Source organism: Membranihabitans marinus, assembly GCF_021729155.1.
GTDB classification, from domain to species: Bacteria; Bacteroidota; Bacteroidia; order Chitinophagales; family Saprospiraceae; genus Membranihabitans; species Membranihabitans marinus.
Map to the genome: position 1 here is coordinate 372,250 of NZ_JAJQYA010000001.1, position 18,686 is coordinate 390,935.

Annotated in this window: 1 protein-coding gene; it reads left to right on the forward strand. The window is 41.0% G+C overall.

The window, feature by feature from the left end:
• Positions 1-336: 336 nt before the first annotated feature.
• Positions 337-18,686, forward strand: an 18,350-nt coding sequence (locus tag LVD51_RS01340; RefSeq protein WP_236969372.1) for a SprB repeat-containing protein, incomplete at its 3' end; no start/stop codon positions are given.

Here is an 18,686-nt window from a genome sequence, read left to right on the forward strand (position 1 = left end):
TTTGTTTATGTTTTTATTAAAATGTAATTTAATTGTTACAAAATATAAATTTTATCTCGAATTAAATGTGAAAGTTTGTTTATTTTTGTACTTTTGTATTTAAAATTATGTCAAAAAAACAAATATAAATAATTATATATTTTAAATGACATAAAAATATTAACTCGATTACATATATTTATCTCGTCGATTTATAAATGTGTATACATTAGGGTTATTTTTAATGCGTTGTAGCTTAAATTGATTCTTTGTGTAGGACTAGTAGTAAATCTTTGATTTAGGCATATGCCTTCGATTCGCCCCAAAAAATAATTTAGAAATTTTAAAAATTGAATTATGCTTAATAAAGTATGGTACAGACTTTCTATGTTTATTATTTGGGCGAAGGAAACAGCAAGACATGTAAAGCTTTCTGTATTGAATTTATCCTATGAGAAATTCCTGATTTATACCCTATTTTTACTTCTTTCAGGACAGACAAGTGCACAAAGCCCACATCCGGTTTTGGATTGGTCGACTTATTTTGGAGGTACTACAGGGAATAGGGGCTTACATTACGTCGTAGGAGATGATGGATCTACCTATTTTGGATCAGTAGTGGTGTCGGGAGGATGGGATGGAGATGCGAATTATGGTGATGGAGGTACAGTGACTACGCCAGATGCATGGCAAACCGACTTTGGTACAGCCAATAATCCTTTCTCTAATAGTCTTATAGGTAAGTTTTCACCGGATGGTGAACTTGAATATTCATCATATTTGAGGACGAATCATTCGGACCAGGTTATAGCTATTGGACAAGATGATGATTATGTGTATTATCTATGTAATATATATTCAGCAAAAAATGAGCCGTCTAACCCTATTACAGTGCAGACTACAGCCAATAATTTTGGATTGGCTTCACGAAACAATTCATTATTTTGCTATTTAGCTAAGGTGGAGAAATCGACAATGACACCGGTATTGGTCACTGAATTGCCAGGTTCAGAGCATGGTTTTTTAGGATCGGGTTCATATATATATAGTCCCAGAGATGAAAATATCGGAATTGTAGCCGAAGATGGCTATGCCTATATTACAAATACAAGGTTAAAGTACGGCAATTCCAATAAAGATTCATGGGGTTATGTGATTAAACCAGATAATACCGGGGTATTGTTACCCGGACTCGATAATGCGGGAAAACCCAACTTAGGTATTGAAATAGGACGGCAAATGATTGCTGAGAATGGCGATTTAATACTGTTAGGTGCAGCCAAAGGGAACAGTGGCGATTTTTTGACGACTGACGGTACCGATTTTGCTGGACCGAATAATACATATGATATGTTTTTAAGACGATATGACCGAAATGGGAATCTCGTTTTTTCAACTCTCTTTGGTGGAAGTAATTCCGAAAAAACACGTATGGCCGAAACTTACCGGTCTGTAATGAATCTAGTAGAATTGCCCAATGGGAATATTGTCGTTTCGGGAATGACGCTTTCTAATGATATAGTCTATTCTGATGGAACAATTGATGATGACACCCGAGATGATATTTTTATGGTGACCTACGATGGTCAAGGTCAAAAGTTGTGGACAAAAGCCTATATATTTTCTAATGTTTATACGCGCTATCTTACGCTTGAACCTCATCCTGATGGAGAAAGTGTAATCGTATATTCTGTTATTTTTCAAGGTTCTGATAATGATTTTGAAATAACTGCAGATGCCATTCAACCAGACCCAGGAGACAGATTTGATCTTTATATTGCATTTGTAGATGGCAGTACAGGCAATACAAATTATGGAACCTATTGGGGGGGGGATAGCCAAGATTATCCGAGTGACTGGGCTTATCGTCGAAGTATCGTCGTCGATGGGAACGACATCTTGTTTACTGGATATTCACACTCTACGGATCTTATTACCACACCTGGAGCAACCAGAGAAGAGGATGGAATTTATTTGATATTAAATAGTGACGGTAGTCTGAAGACTTCAGCCGTCATCGATGTGAATCCAATTGAAGTGGTAATAGATGGTGATTATATCTATGTTTTTGGGGATAATTATTATGCTTTTAATACATCATCGGTGAACGCTATGCAACCGATGGCGATATCTAATGGTGATCCTACACGGATTGTCAAAATATGTAGAAAAACCGGTAAAGTAGTCTACAAGACTTATTTGGGGGGTAGGAATAGTTGGGATGCTTGGTTAGATGAATTTGATAAATATTGGCTTGATGGGGAACGGTTTAAGACCAACCCTAGATTTATCGATGGGAAACTATATGTCGGATCTTCAATAGGGGATCCTGAAGAATACCCTACGACTACAGATGCTCATCAACCCATCTATACCCCTGATGCTGCACTTTATAAAAATTTCTCTGACCTCACGTTTTTTTCATTTGATCTGGAAAAGGAAGTAAATTGGTTGGATAATACATTATCTCCGACCGAACAATCGACTTGTATTAATGGTTTAATTGGTCCGATTACTGGAAATAGGGTGATTGTAGATCCCGATGAACTACCTGATATTTACAGGGATGGTATTGAAACCTATCCAGAACAGAAGGCCACTTATCAATGGCAGCAAGCTGATTCTCCTGGAGGACCTTGGGAGGATATCAATGGAGCCATACTACAGGATTATCATCCTAGTAAAGCGGGTTCAGTAGATATCTTTTTCCGTCGAATAGCCCTCGATCCCAATAATTGCTCTCCCCATGATACCATATCTATCTCTAATGTACACAGTGTAATTATAAATAATGATGTAGCACCAGTAGCAGATGCAGGATTGGCGGCCACCATATGTATGGGACAGACTTGGCAATTGGGAGGTGTTCCAGCAGCCACTGGTGGTGTACCGCCTTATACTTATCATTGGACTCCAGAAAGTGGTTTAATGAATTTAGCAGATACTAATATTGCTAGACCAGTGGTCCAGCCTGATTTATACTCTATCTATACCTTAGAGGTGACTGATGCTGCAGGTTGTCAAGACCTAGATCAAGTACCGATTAAAGTGTGGTCATACGATGCAGGACCAGATAAATACCTCTGTGGAGATGAGTACGGTGTGAGAATTGGGACTTTTCGTCCAGCTGGAGAAGATGGGATAGTCTATGATTGGTCAGTAGTTTCTGGGGATTTTGGAAGTTTGAGTTGTACCGATTGTGATCGTCCGATTGCCTCGCCGAATACCAATACCGTATATGAAGTGGAGGTGACTTTTCCATCAGATGCTGGTGGAACTTGTTCGTTTACTGATCAAGTAATAGTTAATGTGGTAAATGAGCCAATAACTGATTTTGCAGGACCTGATATGGCTACTTGTTTAAATAATTTTATTTCCATTCATGAAAATTATGATACCATTACCATAGGAAATCCTAGTTTGCCTACTACTCCGGGATATAAATATCAATGGACTCCACTCAATGGTTATATTGACTTAAGTGAACAAAATGATCCCACCTTAACATTTTCTAATCGCAATTTTTTTCCAGATAATCATGAGGTGACATATACCCTAACCATGCTCACTCCTGAGGGCTGTGAGTTTAAGGATGAAGTAACCGTTTATACTCTAAAAGCTGATATGGGACCGGATCGATGTGCGACCAAGGTTATTGGGGATCAATTCAATTCCGATCCATATCAAGGGAATGCCTTATATACTTATAATATCTTGGAAGGGGACGGGCGACTGGATATCGATGGGGATTGTATGGGTGATGATATCAATGGTACAATTTCAGGGCCCAATCTCACTTCGGTACGTGTGCTGGAAAATGAGATGGCTGCTGAAGGATCTTCTAATCTTGTAGAGCAAATAATAGAATATAAGGGTTTTGTCTGTAAAGATACAGTTCGTATTGAAATGTGTGAGGTTGGTGGTTGTGACTTTGATATTGCCAGTGATGATAACAACTGTCTTGTGGCTGGGCCCAATGATACTTTGACCCTTATTCCAGTGACTGGAGGACTACCTTGGCCCGATAATTCTGAGTGGACATTTGAGTGGACCAATTCAGATGGAGATATACTATCGACGGAATATTCATTGAAGGTCGTCGACGCGAATGAGGAATGGTATTTTCTGAAAATAACTGCTTTTTCAGCTTTTGATTTTGACGATGCTTGTTCTGATGTTGAAGGAGGCAGACCTCCTGAATATGTCACTTGTATCGATAGTATCAAGATCAATGAATTAGGTAGTGGTCTTCCCACGGTAAACTTACAAGATTATAATATTTGTAGGGGCGATTCGGTATTTATTGGAGACCCTTTGTCTGCATTTAATTTTGAATGGAGTGGAGTCAGTGAATCGGGCATAGTGACAGATAACAATCCCCGAGTCAGTCCTAGTGAGACAACCGAATATACCGTCATAGTTCATGATGAAATGACGGGATGCTTTATTACCGATACAGTGGAAGTTGCGGTCAATCACGTAGAAGCCAATGCCGGTAAAACTCCTAGATTCATATGTGAGGGAGCGGTGATTCAATTGGGTGAAGATGAGGCCGTCGAGGGATGGTCTTATCAGTGGCAACCCACGGTTGCTCCTTGGCGACAGGCTCCTCCCAATACTACTATGCCAGCTTCTATGGGTGATACTTTAGCTCAACCTTATGTGTTGATAGCTGCACCTTTGACCTTTTATCTAGAGGTAACCGATGATGAATCTGGCTGTGTAGATAGAGATACCTTACAGGTCAATTTATCGAGAGCACCAAAGGTTGAAGCTCGGGATCCAGGTGTTATCTGTTTAGGTGATGATGTATTAATAGGAACCATAGAAAACAACCCAGACTATAACTATGAATGGTTTCCGACTACAGGATTGGATTGCAGTACTTGTTCTGAAGCTTCTGCATCGCCTGCGGTAACCACGGATTATGTATTGACGGTTCGATATAATAACCCTGCATGTCATGCCGACACCATACTATCCATACAAGTAGAAGTAAATGAGGCAGATATAACTATGGCAGGGAATCAAACCTTCTGTCCCAGTGCCGGTGCGTTAAATCTACTGGGGCCTGGAGCTAATACGAATCAAGGAAACGCCATAACCGCATATTCATGGACTCCTACACTTAATATGGATAATCCAAATATTGCCTCACCAACTGTAGATCCAGCACCTATAAACCAGACTACATACACAGTTAATATTACCGATATCAATGGTTGTAAGGCACAAGGTATGATAACCTATTCCCCTACTCTACGGGCCAGTGCAGGAAGTGATAAAGAACTGTGCTTAGGAGAAAGGGTGACTATTGGTAGTGCAAGTAATACTGGCAGCATATCCTGGACTGGTCTTAGTGGTGCACCATTGGCTGCATTGAGTAGTACAAATCAGCCCTTTGTGGAATTCGATTCTGAGATTTCTGGTGCGGGTACTTTTAACTATCAAGTTACCATAAATTCAGGTGGCTGTACAAGTTCAGACATTATTACCATTGAGGTAACCGGTATCGATCCACTTCCACCATTGGAATCTATAACTCTGTGTAGGAATAGTTGTGGCGTCATCGGATTTGAAAATACTGAACCCAATCAAGCTTTTTATTGGAATCCCACCGTTGGTTTAGATAATATTTTCGGATCGATGACAGGGGTATGTGTGGACTCGGTATCGAGAACTTATACATTGATCAAGGAAGATGAATTGACTGGTTGTGTTACCAGTACGGAAGTTAGTGTCGAAGTGTCAGACTTGGAAGCACCTGAAGCCGTATTACCAGATATTTCGGCTTGTTTTGGTCAAATTATAGATTTGGAACCCTATATTATCGGGGAGACCGGAAATGAAACCTATGATTGGTCTCCGAGTACGGGTTTGAGCAATCCCTTCATCAAAAACCCTATATTAAATACCAACGATGTAGGTATGGGTGTTTACACCTATGAACTGACGGTGACAGATGAACATGGTTGTACCAGAAGCACAGCGATAGATATCGTAATTTCTGACGATGGATGTTGTACTCCACCAGTGATCAATACTATTGTCAATGATGCTGAATGCGGTCTCGATAATGGTTTGGCTTCTATAGTATTGCCTATGGATCCGAGTAATTATATTATTGAATGGGCAACTACGGAAGGCGATCTCAGTCTAGATCACACCCAACGCAGTAATATTGGATTGGGCAGCTATCGAGTAAAAGTAGTGGAAACAGCCTATAGTGAATTCGCTGCATGTTATGCTGAAGAATTATTGGTCGTCGGTACCAATGCAGAGAATCCAGTGGTGAGTCAATTGGTCAATATTGCAGCAAATTGTAGTGAGGGTACTTTAGGTATGGTAGAACTGAGTCCAAGACATTATAATTACCGATGGAGTGACGGTGGTACTGGCTACTTAAGAAATGATTTAGAGCCTGGATGCTACGTTGTAGAGATGAATGCTGTGGGTCAATCTTGTAGTGATTTGTTCGAAGTGTGTGTGAAGTCTAGTGATGAGGGTTTGGCTGTAAATGTGACTACCGAGAATCCTACTTGCGGCAGTGACAATGGAAGTATATTTTTTGAGCCAATAGGCGGACAAGCTCCCTATTTTATAGAGTGGAGTGACGGAAGTATAGATGTTTTTAGAGATAATTTACCCGTAGGGGTGTATGATGTAACAGTTACAGATGCTACAGGTTGTAGTAAGGATACAATGATCCTATTGACTAATGCTATGAATAGCAATTATGATATTACGGTCGAAACAAGAGATCCATTGTGTGCAGGCGAAAATACGGGGCGCATCATTGTTGATCTCGTCAATGGCGCATCGACCCCTCCGCATCAAATAATGATTTTGAATAATTACGGTCTTACTCTCTCAATGAATGATACCTTAGATGGATTACTGCCTGGGGATTACACTGTAGTAATAGTCAATGGATCAGGGTGTTGGGTAGAGTCGGAAGTGGTCAGATTAAATGATCCTCCAACCATGCACTTGGATATAGATAGAATAGAGGCCGCCGACTGTAATGATGAATATGGTAGTATAGAATTACATGTAAATGGAGGGAGTCCCAGCTATACTTATTTATGGGGTCCAGATGGACAAACAACACAAAACCTTATTGGTGTAGAATCTGGAACTTATACTATTTCAGTTACCGATGCCAATGGTTGTATATTATCCAGTCAACAAACCATTGGATCGGAAGAAGATTGTTGCCCTCGGATAGGGATTCAGTCCAGTGTGGTAGTGGATAGTGAATGTGGTATGTCTACGGGAACAGCAGCTGTTGTACCTACCGGTAGTCCTTCTGGCTATACCTTTAATTGGTACAACTCCAATGATATGGAGATATCTACCGATAGTTTGATTACTGGTTTACTGCCTGGGGCCTATCGTGTTGTCGTCAGAGCCGATGTTCCTGCCTGTACCGATAGCGTAGAGTACGTTCTCACTGTAGGAAGTTTACAAGGTCCTCGAATCAGTATTTCTTCTGTCACCGATGCTACTTGTATGGATGCAGATGGAAGTGCGACTGTAATGGTAGATGAGGGGGTCGGTCCATATAATTATTTATGGAGCAACGGACAGACAGGTAATACATTGACCAATGTGGTTGCAGGTATATATTCTGTTGTAGTTACCGATGCCAATGGTTGTACTGAAACAGAGGTGGTAACTATCGGAGAAAGTTCAGGAGATTTATCTGTAAGTATCATAGGTAGTGATGCGGCTTGTAATGGATCCAATGGGTCGACAACGGTCAATGTCAGTGGAGGTACAGCTCCCTTTACTTATTTATGGAATACAGGTTCGACGAGTAAAAATCTAATTAATTTGGTAGCCGGTTATTATGAGGTATTGGTGACCGATGCCAATGGATGTTCAACCCTAGCCTCGGTAGCGATCGGCAATCAGGGTGGGCCGGAATTGACCGCTACAGTGAATTCAGATGTACTGTGTATAGGAGATGCGAGTGGCATTATACATTTGTCCAGCAGTACTCCAGGCACATTATTGGCATTAAGTGATGATCAAGGTTTGATCGTAGGTACAGGTCCAGTTATAGAGAATTTATGGGCGGGAACTTACCATGCTACTGCATACACAGAATTGGGTTGTAGAACAGTAACCATAATAGAAATAGCCGAGCCTGCAGAAGTCTTGGATTTGGAAATTACCAGTATTGAATTGCCTATATGTGATATGAATAATCCCGGTGGCGTATTGGGTATCGATGTAATGGGAGGCAGCCCTAACTATAGTTATAATTGGAGCAATGGTGGATCGAGTAAAGATTTAATCAATATAACAGGTGGTGCTTATAGTGTTATGGTGACTGATGCCAATGGATGTGTAGTAGCGGAAGGCTATGAATTAGAGCTAGATCCCAATTGTTCTACTGATATTCAATTTGAAAAGGAATTGGCTGGATTAACACCAACGGGGACTGTTAATGAGTTTTTATTGGAATACAATCTAATTGCTAGAAACGATGATGTAACCCAAGGTTACTACAGCTTATATGACAGCATTGCTTTTGCCGATGGTGTGAGTGTAGTCGGGAGTCCAAGTATTACCTATTTGGGTGGTGATGGTTTGTCGGGAATGATTAATACAATGTACGATGGTGTATCCGATGAGTTGATTGTGATGAACGATACCGTTGGTCCAGGTATGGTGGATACTTTTAGGGTTTCCTATATTTTGCAAATGGACTATTCAGTGATTTCCCCAGCATTAGCAGATTGTGATCCATCTAATAATGCGGGCAATACAGGATTGACCAACGTGGCCAGTCTAGTCTCTCCTATCGATGAAATATTGGATAGTGTTTGCGTGCCTATCCCACTGCCAGGAGTAAGATTGACGAAAGAAATATTAACCGATGCTATGCCTACAGGTAATGGCTATGAGTATACTACGACTTATGTGATTTTAGTAGAAGATACAACGGGTTTAAGGGTGTTCTATGATTTAAGCGATACCATAATGTTTGGTTTAGGTGCCAATTTTGAAAGTGCTGTTATAACTTATGGGGGAAGTAATGGATTACAGACCAGTTTAGTTACCGCAAGTACTACAGATACAGCCTACCAGATAGTGGATGATGAAGCCGTTGAAAATTTTGAAGTGGATAGCTTTTATGTAGAAGTGACCTTTACTGTTGATCACAGTGTATTGACATCTGAAAGTGCCGACTGTGATTATACCAACGATGGAGGGGGGAATAGTGGTCTGACCAATGTAGCCGTCATCAACGATGGTGTCCCCGTGGCTAGAGATACTGTTTGTCAACCGATTCCGAAACCCGGATTGATGATGACAAAAGAAGTATTGGTAAATGCTATGCCTACAGGAAATGTCAATGAATATACTACCACTTATGTTATCCGTGTAGAAGATACTACTGGTTACAGAGCCTACTACGACTTAAGCGATACGATTAAATATGGCTTGGGAGCAGAATTTGTCAGTGCCACAGTTTCCTATGGAGGTGCTGATGGATTGCAGACCGGATTAGTTACAGCCAATCCAGTAGATACGGCCTATCAGATCGTAGATGATGAATATATAGAAAATTTTGGAGTAGATAGCTTCTATGTAGAAGTAGTCTTTACTATCGACCCCAACACATTGACAGCGGAAAGTGCGGACTGTGATTATAGCAATGATGGAGGGGGGAATAGTGGTTTGACCAACGTTGCTGTTATCAACGATGGAGTACCGATAGCTAGGGATTCCACTTGTCAGCCCATTCCAATGCCAGGAGTATTGATGACGAAGGATGTATTGGTAAACGCTATGCCTACAGGCAATGTCAATGAATTTACCACCACTTATGTCATCCGTGTGGAAGATACTACTGGCACTAGATCTTATTATGATTTAAGTGATACGATAAAATATGGGTTAGGAGCTGACTTCGTCAGTGCAGTGGTTACCTATGGTGGAGATGATAATTTACAGACTAGTATATTAAATGCAAATCCAACCGATACGGCCTACCAGATCGTAGATGATGAATATATAGAAAACTTTGGAGTAGATAGCTTCTATGTAGAAGTAGTCTTTACCATAGATCCCAATACATTGACAGCGGAAAGTGCGGACTGTGACTATAGTAATGATGGAGGGGGGAATAGTGGACTGACCAACGTAGCCGTCATCAACGATGGAGTACCTGTTTCAAGGGATTCTACTTGCCAACCCATTCCAATGCCAGGAGTATTGATGACTAAAGAGGTGTTGGTCAATGCCATGCCTACTGGTAATGTCAATGAATTTACCACCACCTATGTCATCCGTGTGGAAGATACAACCGGTACTAGATCTTATTACGACTTAAGTGATACGATTAAATACGGTTTAGGAGCCGATTTTGTCAGTGCAGTGGTTACCTACGGCGGACCAGATGGATTGCAGACTGGTATTGTTACGGCTAATCCAATGGATACGGCCTATCAGATTGTAGATGATGAGTTTATTGAGAACTTTGGCGTGGATAGCTTCTATGTAGAGGTAGTCTTTATCATAGATCCCAATACATTGACAGCGGAAAGTGCGGACTGTGACTATAGTAATGATGGAGGGGGTAATAGTGGACTGACCAACGTAGCCGTCATCAACGATGGAGTACCTGTTTCAAGGGATTCTACTTGTCAACCCATCCCAATGCCAGGAGTATTGATGACGAAGGAAGTATTGGTCAATGCCATGCCTACTGGTAATATCAATGAGTTTACCACGACTTATGTTATCCGAATAGAGGATACCACAGGTGTGAGAGCTTACTACGACTTAAGTGATACGATTAAGTATGGCTTGGGAGCAGAATTTGTAAGTGGATTAGTGAGTTATGGAGGTGCTGATGGCTTGCAGACTAGTATCATTACATCTAGTCCCATGGATACGGCCTACCAGATCGTAGATAATGAGTATGTAGAGAACTTTGGCGTGGATAGCTTCTATGTAGAAGTAGTCTTTACTGTAGATCCCAACACATTGACCGCAGAAAGTGCGGACTGTGACTATAGTAACGATGGAGGCGGCAATAGTGGTTTGACCAATGTAGCCGTTATCAACGATGGGGTTCCCATTAGTCGTGATTCCACTTGTCAGCCCATCCCAATGCCTGGGCTTTTGATGACTAAGGATGTATTAGTGAATGCCATGCCTACTGGCAATATCAATGAATATACGACGACTTATGTTATCCGAATAGAGGATACCACAGGAGTGAGAGCATATTACGACTTAAGTGATACGATTAAGTATGGCTTAGGAGCAGAATTTGTAAGTGGATTAGTGAGTTATGGAGGTGCTGATGGCTTGCAGACTGTGATCGTTACAACCAGTCCCATGGATACGGCATACCAAATCGTAGATAATGAGTATGTAGAGAATTTTGGCGTGGATAGCTTCTATGTAGAAGTGGTCTTTACTATAGATCCCAACACCTTGACCGCAGAAAGTGCGGATTGTGATTATAGTAACGATGGTGGTGGCAATAGTGGTTTGACCAACGTAGCCGTTATCAACGACGGTGTACCTGTTTCTCGAGATTCCACTTGTCAACCCATCCCAATGCCAGGAGTATTGATGACTAAGGATGTATTGGTCAATGCTATTCCTACAGGGAATGTCAATGAGTTTACTACCACTTATGTTATTCGAGTAGAAGATACCACTGGTAATTTGGCCTATTATGATTTAAGTGATACCATTAAGTACGGTTTAGGAGCAAATTTTGTTAGTGGAATGGTTACCTACGGTGGAAGTAATGGCTTGCAAACTAGTATGGTAACTCCTAGTCCAATGGGCACGGCCTATCAGATTGTAGATAATGAAACTATTGAAAATTTTGAAGTAGATAGTTTTTATGTAGAGGTAACTTTTACCATTGATCCCAACACTTTGACCGCGGAAAGTGCGGACTGTGATTATACTAATGACGGAGGGGATAATAGTGGTTTGACCAACGTAGCCGTTATAAACGACGGTGTACCTGTTTTTCGAGATTCCACTTGTCAACCCATTCCAATGCCGGGAGTATTGATGACTAAGGATGTATTGGTCAATGCCATGCCTACTGGTAATGTCAATGAGTTTACCACCACTTATGTTATCCGAATAGAGGATACCACAGGAGTGAGAGCATATTACGACTTAAGTGATACGATTAAGTATGGATTAGGCGCAAATTTTGTAAGTGGATTAGTGAGTTATGGAGGTGGTGATGGTTTGCAGACCAGTATCATCACAGCCAGTCCAATGGATACAGCATACCAGATCGTTGATAATGAGTATGTAGAGAACTTTGGCGTGGATAGCTTCTATGTAGAAGTTGTCTTTACCATAGACCCCAACACATTGACCGCAGAAAGTGCGGACTGTGACTATACTAATGATGGAGGAGGCAATAGTGGTTTGACCAATGTAGCCGTTATCAACGATGGGGTACCTGTTTCTCGAGATTCCACTTGTCAACCCATTCCAATGCCTGGGCTTTTGATGACTAAGGACATTCTCGTAAATGCTATGTCTACTGGCAATGTCAATGAATATACAACGACTTATGTCATCCGCGTGGAAGATACTACAGGAATTAGATCTTACTATGACTTAAGTGATACCATTAAATATGGCTTGGGAGCAGAATTTGTAAGTGCAGAAATTACTTATGGTGGACCAGATGGTTTACAGACTGGTATTGTTACGGCCAACCCACTGGATACGGCCTATCAAATTGTAGATGATGAGTATATAGAAAACTTTGGAGTGGATAGCTTTTATGTAGAAGTAATCTTTACCATCGATCCCAATACATTGACCGCAGAAAGTGCGGATTGTGATTATACTAATGATGGCGGAGGCAATAGCGGTCTGACCAACGTAGCTGTTATATTCGACGGCGTACCTATGGCCAGTGATACGATTTGTCAACCCATACCATTACCAGGGGTAGCGATGTCGAAAGATATTTTGGTTGAAGCGAGACCAACTGGAGTAGTAAATCAATTTACAACGATTTATGTCATTCGAGTAGAAGATACTACCGGAGTGAGAGCTTATTATGATTTAAGTGATACCATCAAGTATGGATTAGGTGCAGACTTTATTAGTGCGGTAGTGACTTATGGTGGCCCAGATGGCTTACAAACTAGTATTGTTACAGCCAACCCTATGGATACGGCGTTTCAGATAGTAGATGATGAGGTCATTGAAAACTTTGGAGTGGATAGCTTCTATGTAGAAGTACTTTTTTCCATCGATCCCAATGTTATTACTGAGGAAAGTGCGGACTGTGATTATACTAATGACGGTGGAGGCAATAGTGGTCTGACCAACGTAGCTGTCATCAATGACGGTGTACCATTGGATAGAGATACCATTTGTCAACCCATTCCATTACCCAGTGTTTATATGACTAAGGAGATCATAGTGGACGCTATGCCTACAGGTAATGTCAATGAATATACAACGACTTATGTGATTCGTGTAGAAGACGGGGCCGGCAACCTAGCCTATTATGACTTAAGTGACACCATTAAGTATGGTTTAGGAGCAGAATTTGTCAGTGCTACAGTTACCTATGGTGGAAGCAATGGACTGCAGACCAGTATTGTTACAGCCAATCCTCTGGATACAGCGTTTCAGATAGTAGATGATGAGGTCATTGAAAACTTTGAAGTAGATAGCTTCTATGTAGAAGTCATCTTTACTATTGATCCGAATATTTTGACCGCAGAAAGTGCTGACTGTGATTATAGTAATGACGGAGGAGGCAATAGTGGACTGACCAACGTCGCCGTCATTAACGATGGGGTACCAATAGGTAGAGACACAACATGTCAACCCATTCCATTACCTGGGGTAATGATGACGAAGGATGTATTGGTAAATGCTGAGCCAACAGGTAATATCAATGAATTTACGACGACTTATGTGATCCGAGTAGAAGATACCACTGGTCATAGGGCTTATTATGATTTAAGTGATACGATAAAATACGGCTTGGGTGCAGACTTTATTAGTGCTGAAATAACTTATGGTGGTCCAGATGGTTTACAAACCAGTATTGTTACAACTAATACGACAGATACGGCTTATCAAATAGTCAATGATGAGTATATAGAAAACTTTGGAGTAGATAGCTTCTATGTAGAGGTTGTGTTTACCATTGATCCCAATACATTGACCGCAGAAAGTGCGGACTGTGACTATAGTAACGATGGTGGGGCCAATAGTGGTCTAACCAACGTAGCTGTTATCGACGATGGTGTACCGATGAATAGTGATACCATATGTCAGCCCATCCCAATGCCTGGAGTATTGATGACCAAGGATATTTTAGTAAATGCTTTACCAACTGGCAATATCAATGAGTTCTCTACAACTTATGTTATTCGAGTAGAAGATACCACAGGAGTAAGAGCTTATTATGACTTAAGTGATACGATTAAGTATGGTTTGGGAGCAGAATTTGTCAGTGCAGTGGTAACTTATGGTGGAGATGATAATTTACAGACTAGTATACTAAATGCCAATCCAACCGATACGGCCTACCAGATTGTAGATGATGAATATATAGAAAACTTTGGAGTAGATAGCTTCTATGTAGAAGTAGTCTTTACCATCGATCCCAATACATTAACAGCAGAAAGTGCAGATTGTGACTATACTAATGACGGAGGAGCCAATAGTGGTTTGACTAACGTAGCCGTTATCAACGACGGTGTACCTGTTTCAAGGGATTCTACTTGCCAACCCATTCCAATGCCGGGAGTACTGATGACCAAGGATATTTTAGTAAATGCTTTACCAACTGGCAATATCAATGAGTTTACCACCACCTATGTCATCCGTGTGGAAGACACTACTGGTTTCAGAGCCTACTACGATTTAAGTGATACAATTAAGTATGGCTTAGGAGCTGAATTTGTCAGTGCAATGGTAACCTATGGTGGAGATGATAATTTACAGACTATTATACTAAATGCCAATCCAACCGATACGGCCTACCAGATTGTAGATGATGAATATATAGAAAACTTTGGCGTAGATAGCTTCTATGTAGAAGTAGTCTTTACTGTAGATCCCAACACTTTAACAGCAGAAAGCGCAGACTGTGATTATACTAACGATGGTGGGGGTAATAGTGGCCTGACCAATGTAGCCGTTATCAACGACGGTGTACCTGTTTCAAGGGATTCTACTTGTCAGCCCATCCCAATGCCTGGAGTCTTGATGACGAAGGATGTATTGGTGAACGCTATGCCTACTGGAAATGTCAACGAGTTTACCACAACATATGTCATCCGAGTGGAAGATACTACTGGTACTAGATCTTATTACGACTTAAGTGATACGATAAAATATGGATTAGGAGCTGATTTTGTCAGTGCAGTGGTAACCTATGGTGGACCAGATGGCTTACAGACTGGATTAGTTACAGCCAGTCCAATGGATACAGCTTATCAGATCGTAGATGATGAATATATAGAAAACTTTGGAGTAGATAGTTTCTATGTAGAAGTAGTCTTTACTGTAGATCCCAATACAATAACAGCGGAAAGTGCAGACTGTGATTATACAAATGACGGAGGGGGCAATAGTGGTTTGACCAACGTAGCTGTGATCAATGATGGTGTGCCCGTTTCAAGGGATTCTACTTGTCAACCCATCCCAATGCCTGGGGTTTTGATGACGAAGGATGTTTTGGTCAACGCAATGCCTACTGGCAATGTCAATGAATTTACCACCACCTATGTCATCCGAGTGGAAGACACTACGGGTACTAGATCTTATTATGATTTAAGTGATACGCTAAAATATGGATTAGGAGCTGATTTTGTCAGTGCAGTGGTAACCTATGGTGGACCAGATGGCTTGCAAACTGGATTAGTTACAGCCAGTCCAGTAGATACGGCTTATCAGATCGTAGATGATGAGTATGTAGAGAACTTTGGAGTAGATAGTTTTTATGTAGAAGTAGTGTTTACTGTAGATCCCAATACATTAACAGCGGAAAGTGCAGACTGTGATTATACAAATGACGGAGGAGGCAATAGTGGTCTAACCAACGTAGCTGTTATCAACGATGGGGTACCTGTTTCAAGGGATTCTACTTGTCAACCCATCCCAATGCCTGGGGTATTGATGACGAAGGATGTATTGGTCAACGCTATGCCTACTGGCAACGTCAATGAATTTACCACCACCTATGTGATCCGAGTGGAAGATACTACTGGCACTAGATCTTATTATGATTTAAGTGATACGATAAAATATGGTTTAGGAGCAGACTTTGTCAGTGCAGCGGTAACCTATGGTGGACCTGATGGCTTGCAGACTGGAATTGTTACAGTCAGTCCAATGGATACGGCCTATCAGATCGTAGATGATGAATATATAGAAAATTTTGGAGTAGACAGTTTTTATGTAGAAGTGGTATTTACCATAGACCCCAATACATTAACAGCGGAAAGTGCGGACTGTGATTATAGTAATGATGGAGGGGCGAATAGTGGTTTGACCAACGTAGCTGTTATCAACGATGGTGTACCAATTTCTCGAGATTCCACTTGTCAACCTATCCCAATGCCAGGAGTCTTGATGACGAAGGATGTATTGGTAAATGCCATGCCTACAGGCAATATCAATGAATATACAACGACTTATGTTCTTAGAGTTGAAGACACAACAGGGATTAGAGCTTATTATGATTTAAGCGATACGATAAAATATGGTTTAGGAGCTGATTTTGTCAGTGCTGTGGTCACTTATGGTGGAGGAGATAATTTGCAGACCAGTATTTTGAATGCCAATCCGACGGATACTGCCTACCAAATAGTGGATGATGAATATGTTGAGAATTTTGGAGTTGATAGTTTCTATGTAGAGGTAATCTTTACTATAGATCCCAATGTCATAACAGCAGAAAGTGCTGATTGTGATTATAGTAACGATGGTGGGGCGAATAGTGGATTGACCAACGTAGCCGTAATCAACGACGGTGTCCCAATATCTCGCGATACAACTTGTCAGCCTATTCCAATGCCTGGAGTCTTGATGACGAAGGATGTATTGGTGAATGCCATGCCTACTGGCAATGTCAATGAATATACTACCACCTATGTTATTCGAGTAGAAGATACCACGGGTAATTTGGCATACTATGACTTAAGTGATACCATTAAATATGGATTAGGTGCGAATTTTGTCAGTGCAGAAGTTACTTATGGTGGAACGAATGGATTGCAGACAACTATTATTACAGCCAATTCAATAGATACAGCATACCAGATTGTGGATAATGAGACGGTAGAAAATTTTGAAATAGATAGCTTCTATGTGGAAGTAATCTTTACTATTGATCCGAATATTTTGACCGCAGAAAGTGCGGACTGTGATTATAGTAATGACGGAGGAGGCAATAGTGGTCTGACCAACGTAGCTGTTATCAATGATGGTGTACCGATTAGTCGAGATTCCACTTGTCAGCCCATCCCAATGCCTGGGGTCTTGATGACGAAGGATGTATTGGTGAATGCCATGCCGACAGGTAATTTAAATGAATTCACTACCATCTACGTCATCCGAGTAGAGGATACCACAGGGGTGAGAGCTTATTATGATTTAAGTGATACCATCAAGTATGGCTTGGGAGCTGACTTTATTAGTGCGGAAGTTACTTACGGAGGACCAGATGGTTTACAGACTGGTATTGTTACGGCCAATCCTATGGATACAGCCTACCAGATAGTAGATAATGAGTATATTGAAAATTTTGGCGTAGATAGTTTCTATGTAGAGGTAGTCTTTACGATAGATCCCAATACATTAACAGCGGAAAGTGCGGACTGTGATTATAGCAATGATGGTGGAGGCAACAGTGGTCTGACCAACGTAGCTGTTATCGATGATGGTGTACCGATTAGTCGAGATTCGACTTGTCAGCCTGTACCAATGCCAGGGGTATTGTTGACCAAGGATGTATTGGTGAATGCCATGCCGACAGGTAATTTAAATGAATTTATTACCACCTACGTCATCCGAGTAGAGGATACCACAGGGGTGAGAGCTTACTACGATTTAAGCGATACGATAAAATATGGGGCTGGAGCTGACTTTATCAGTGGACTGGTTACCTATGGGGGAGATGATAATTTACAGACCAGTATATTAAATGCGAATCCAACAGATACGGCCTACCAAATAGTGGATGATGAGTATGTAGAGAACTTTGGGGTAGATAGTTTCTATGTAGAGGTAGTCTTTACGATAGATCCCAATACATTAACAGCGGAAAGTGCTGACTGTGACTATAGTAATGATGGAGGAGCCAATAGTGGTCTGACCAACGTAGCCGTTATCAATGATGGGGTACCTGTTTCAAGGGATTCTACTTGTCAACCTGTGCCAATGCCAGGAGTATTGTTGACCAAGGATGTATTGGTGAATGGTATGCCTACTGGCAATGTGAATGAGTTTACCACCACCTATGTTATTCGAGTAGAAGATACCACAGGAGTAAGAGCTTACTATGATTTAAGCGATACGATAAAATATGGGGCTGGAGCTGAGTTTATCAGTGGACTGGTTACCTATGGAGGAGATGATAATTTGCAGACCAGTATATTAAATGCGAATCCAACAGATACGGCCTACCAGATCGTAAATGATGAGTATGTAGAGAACTTTGG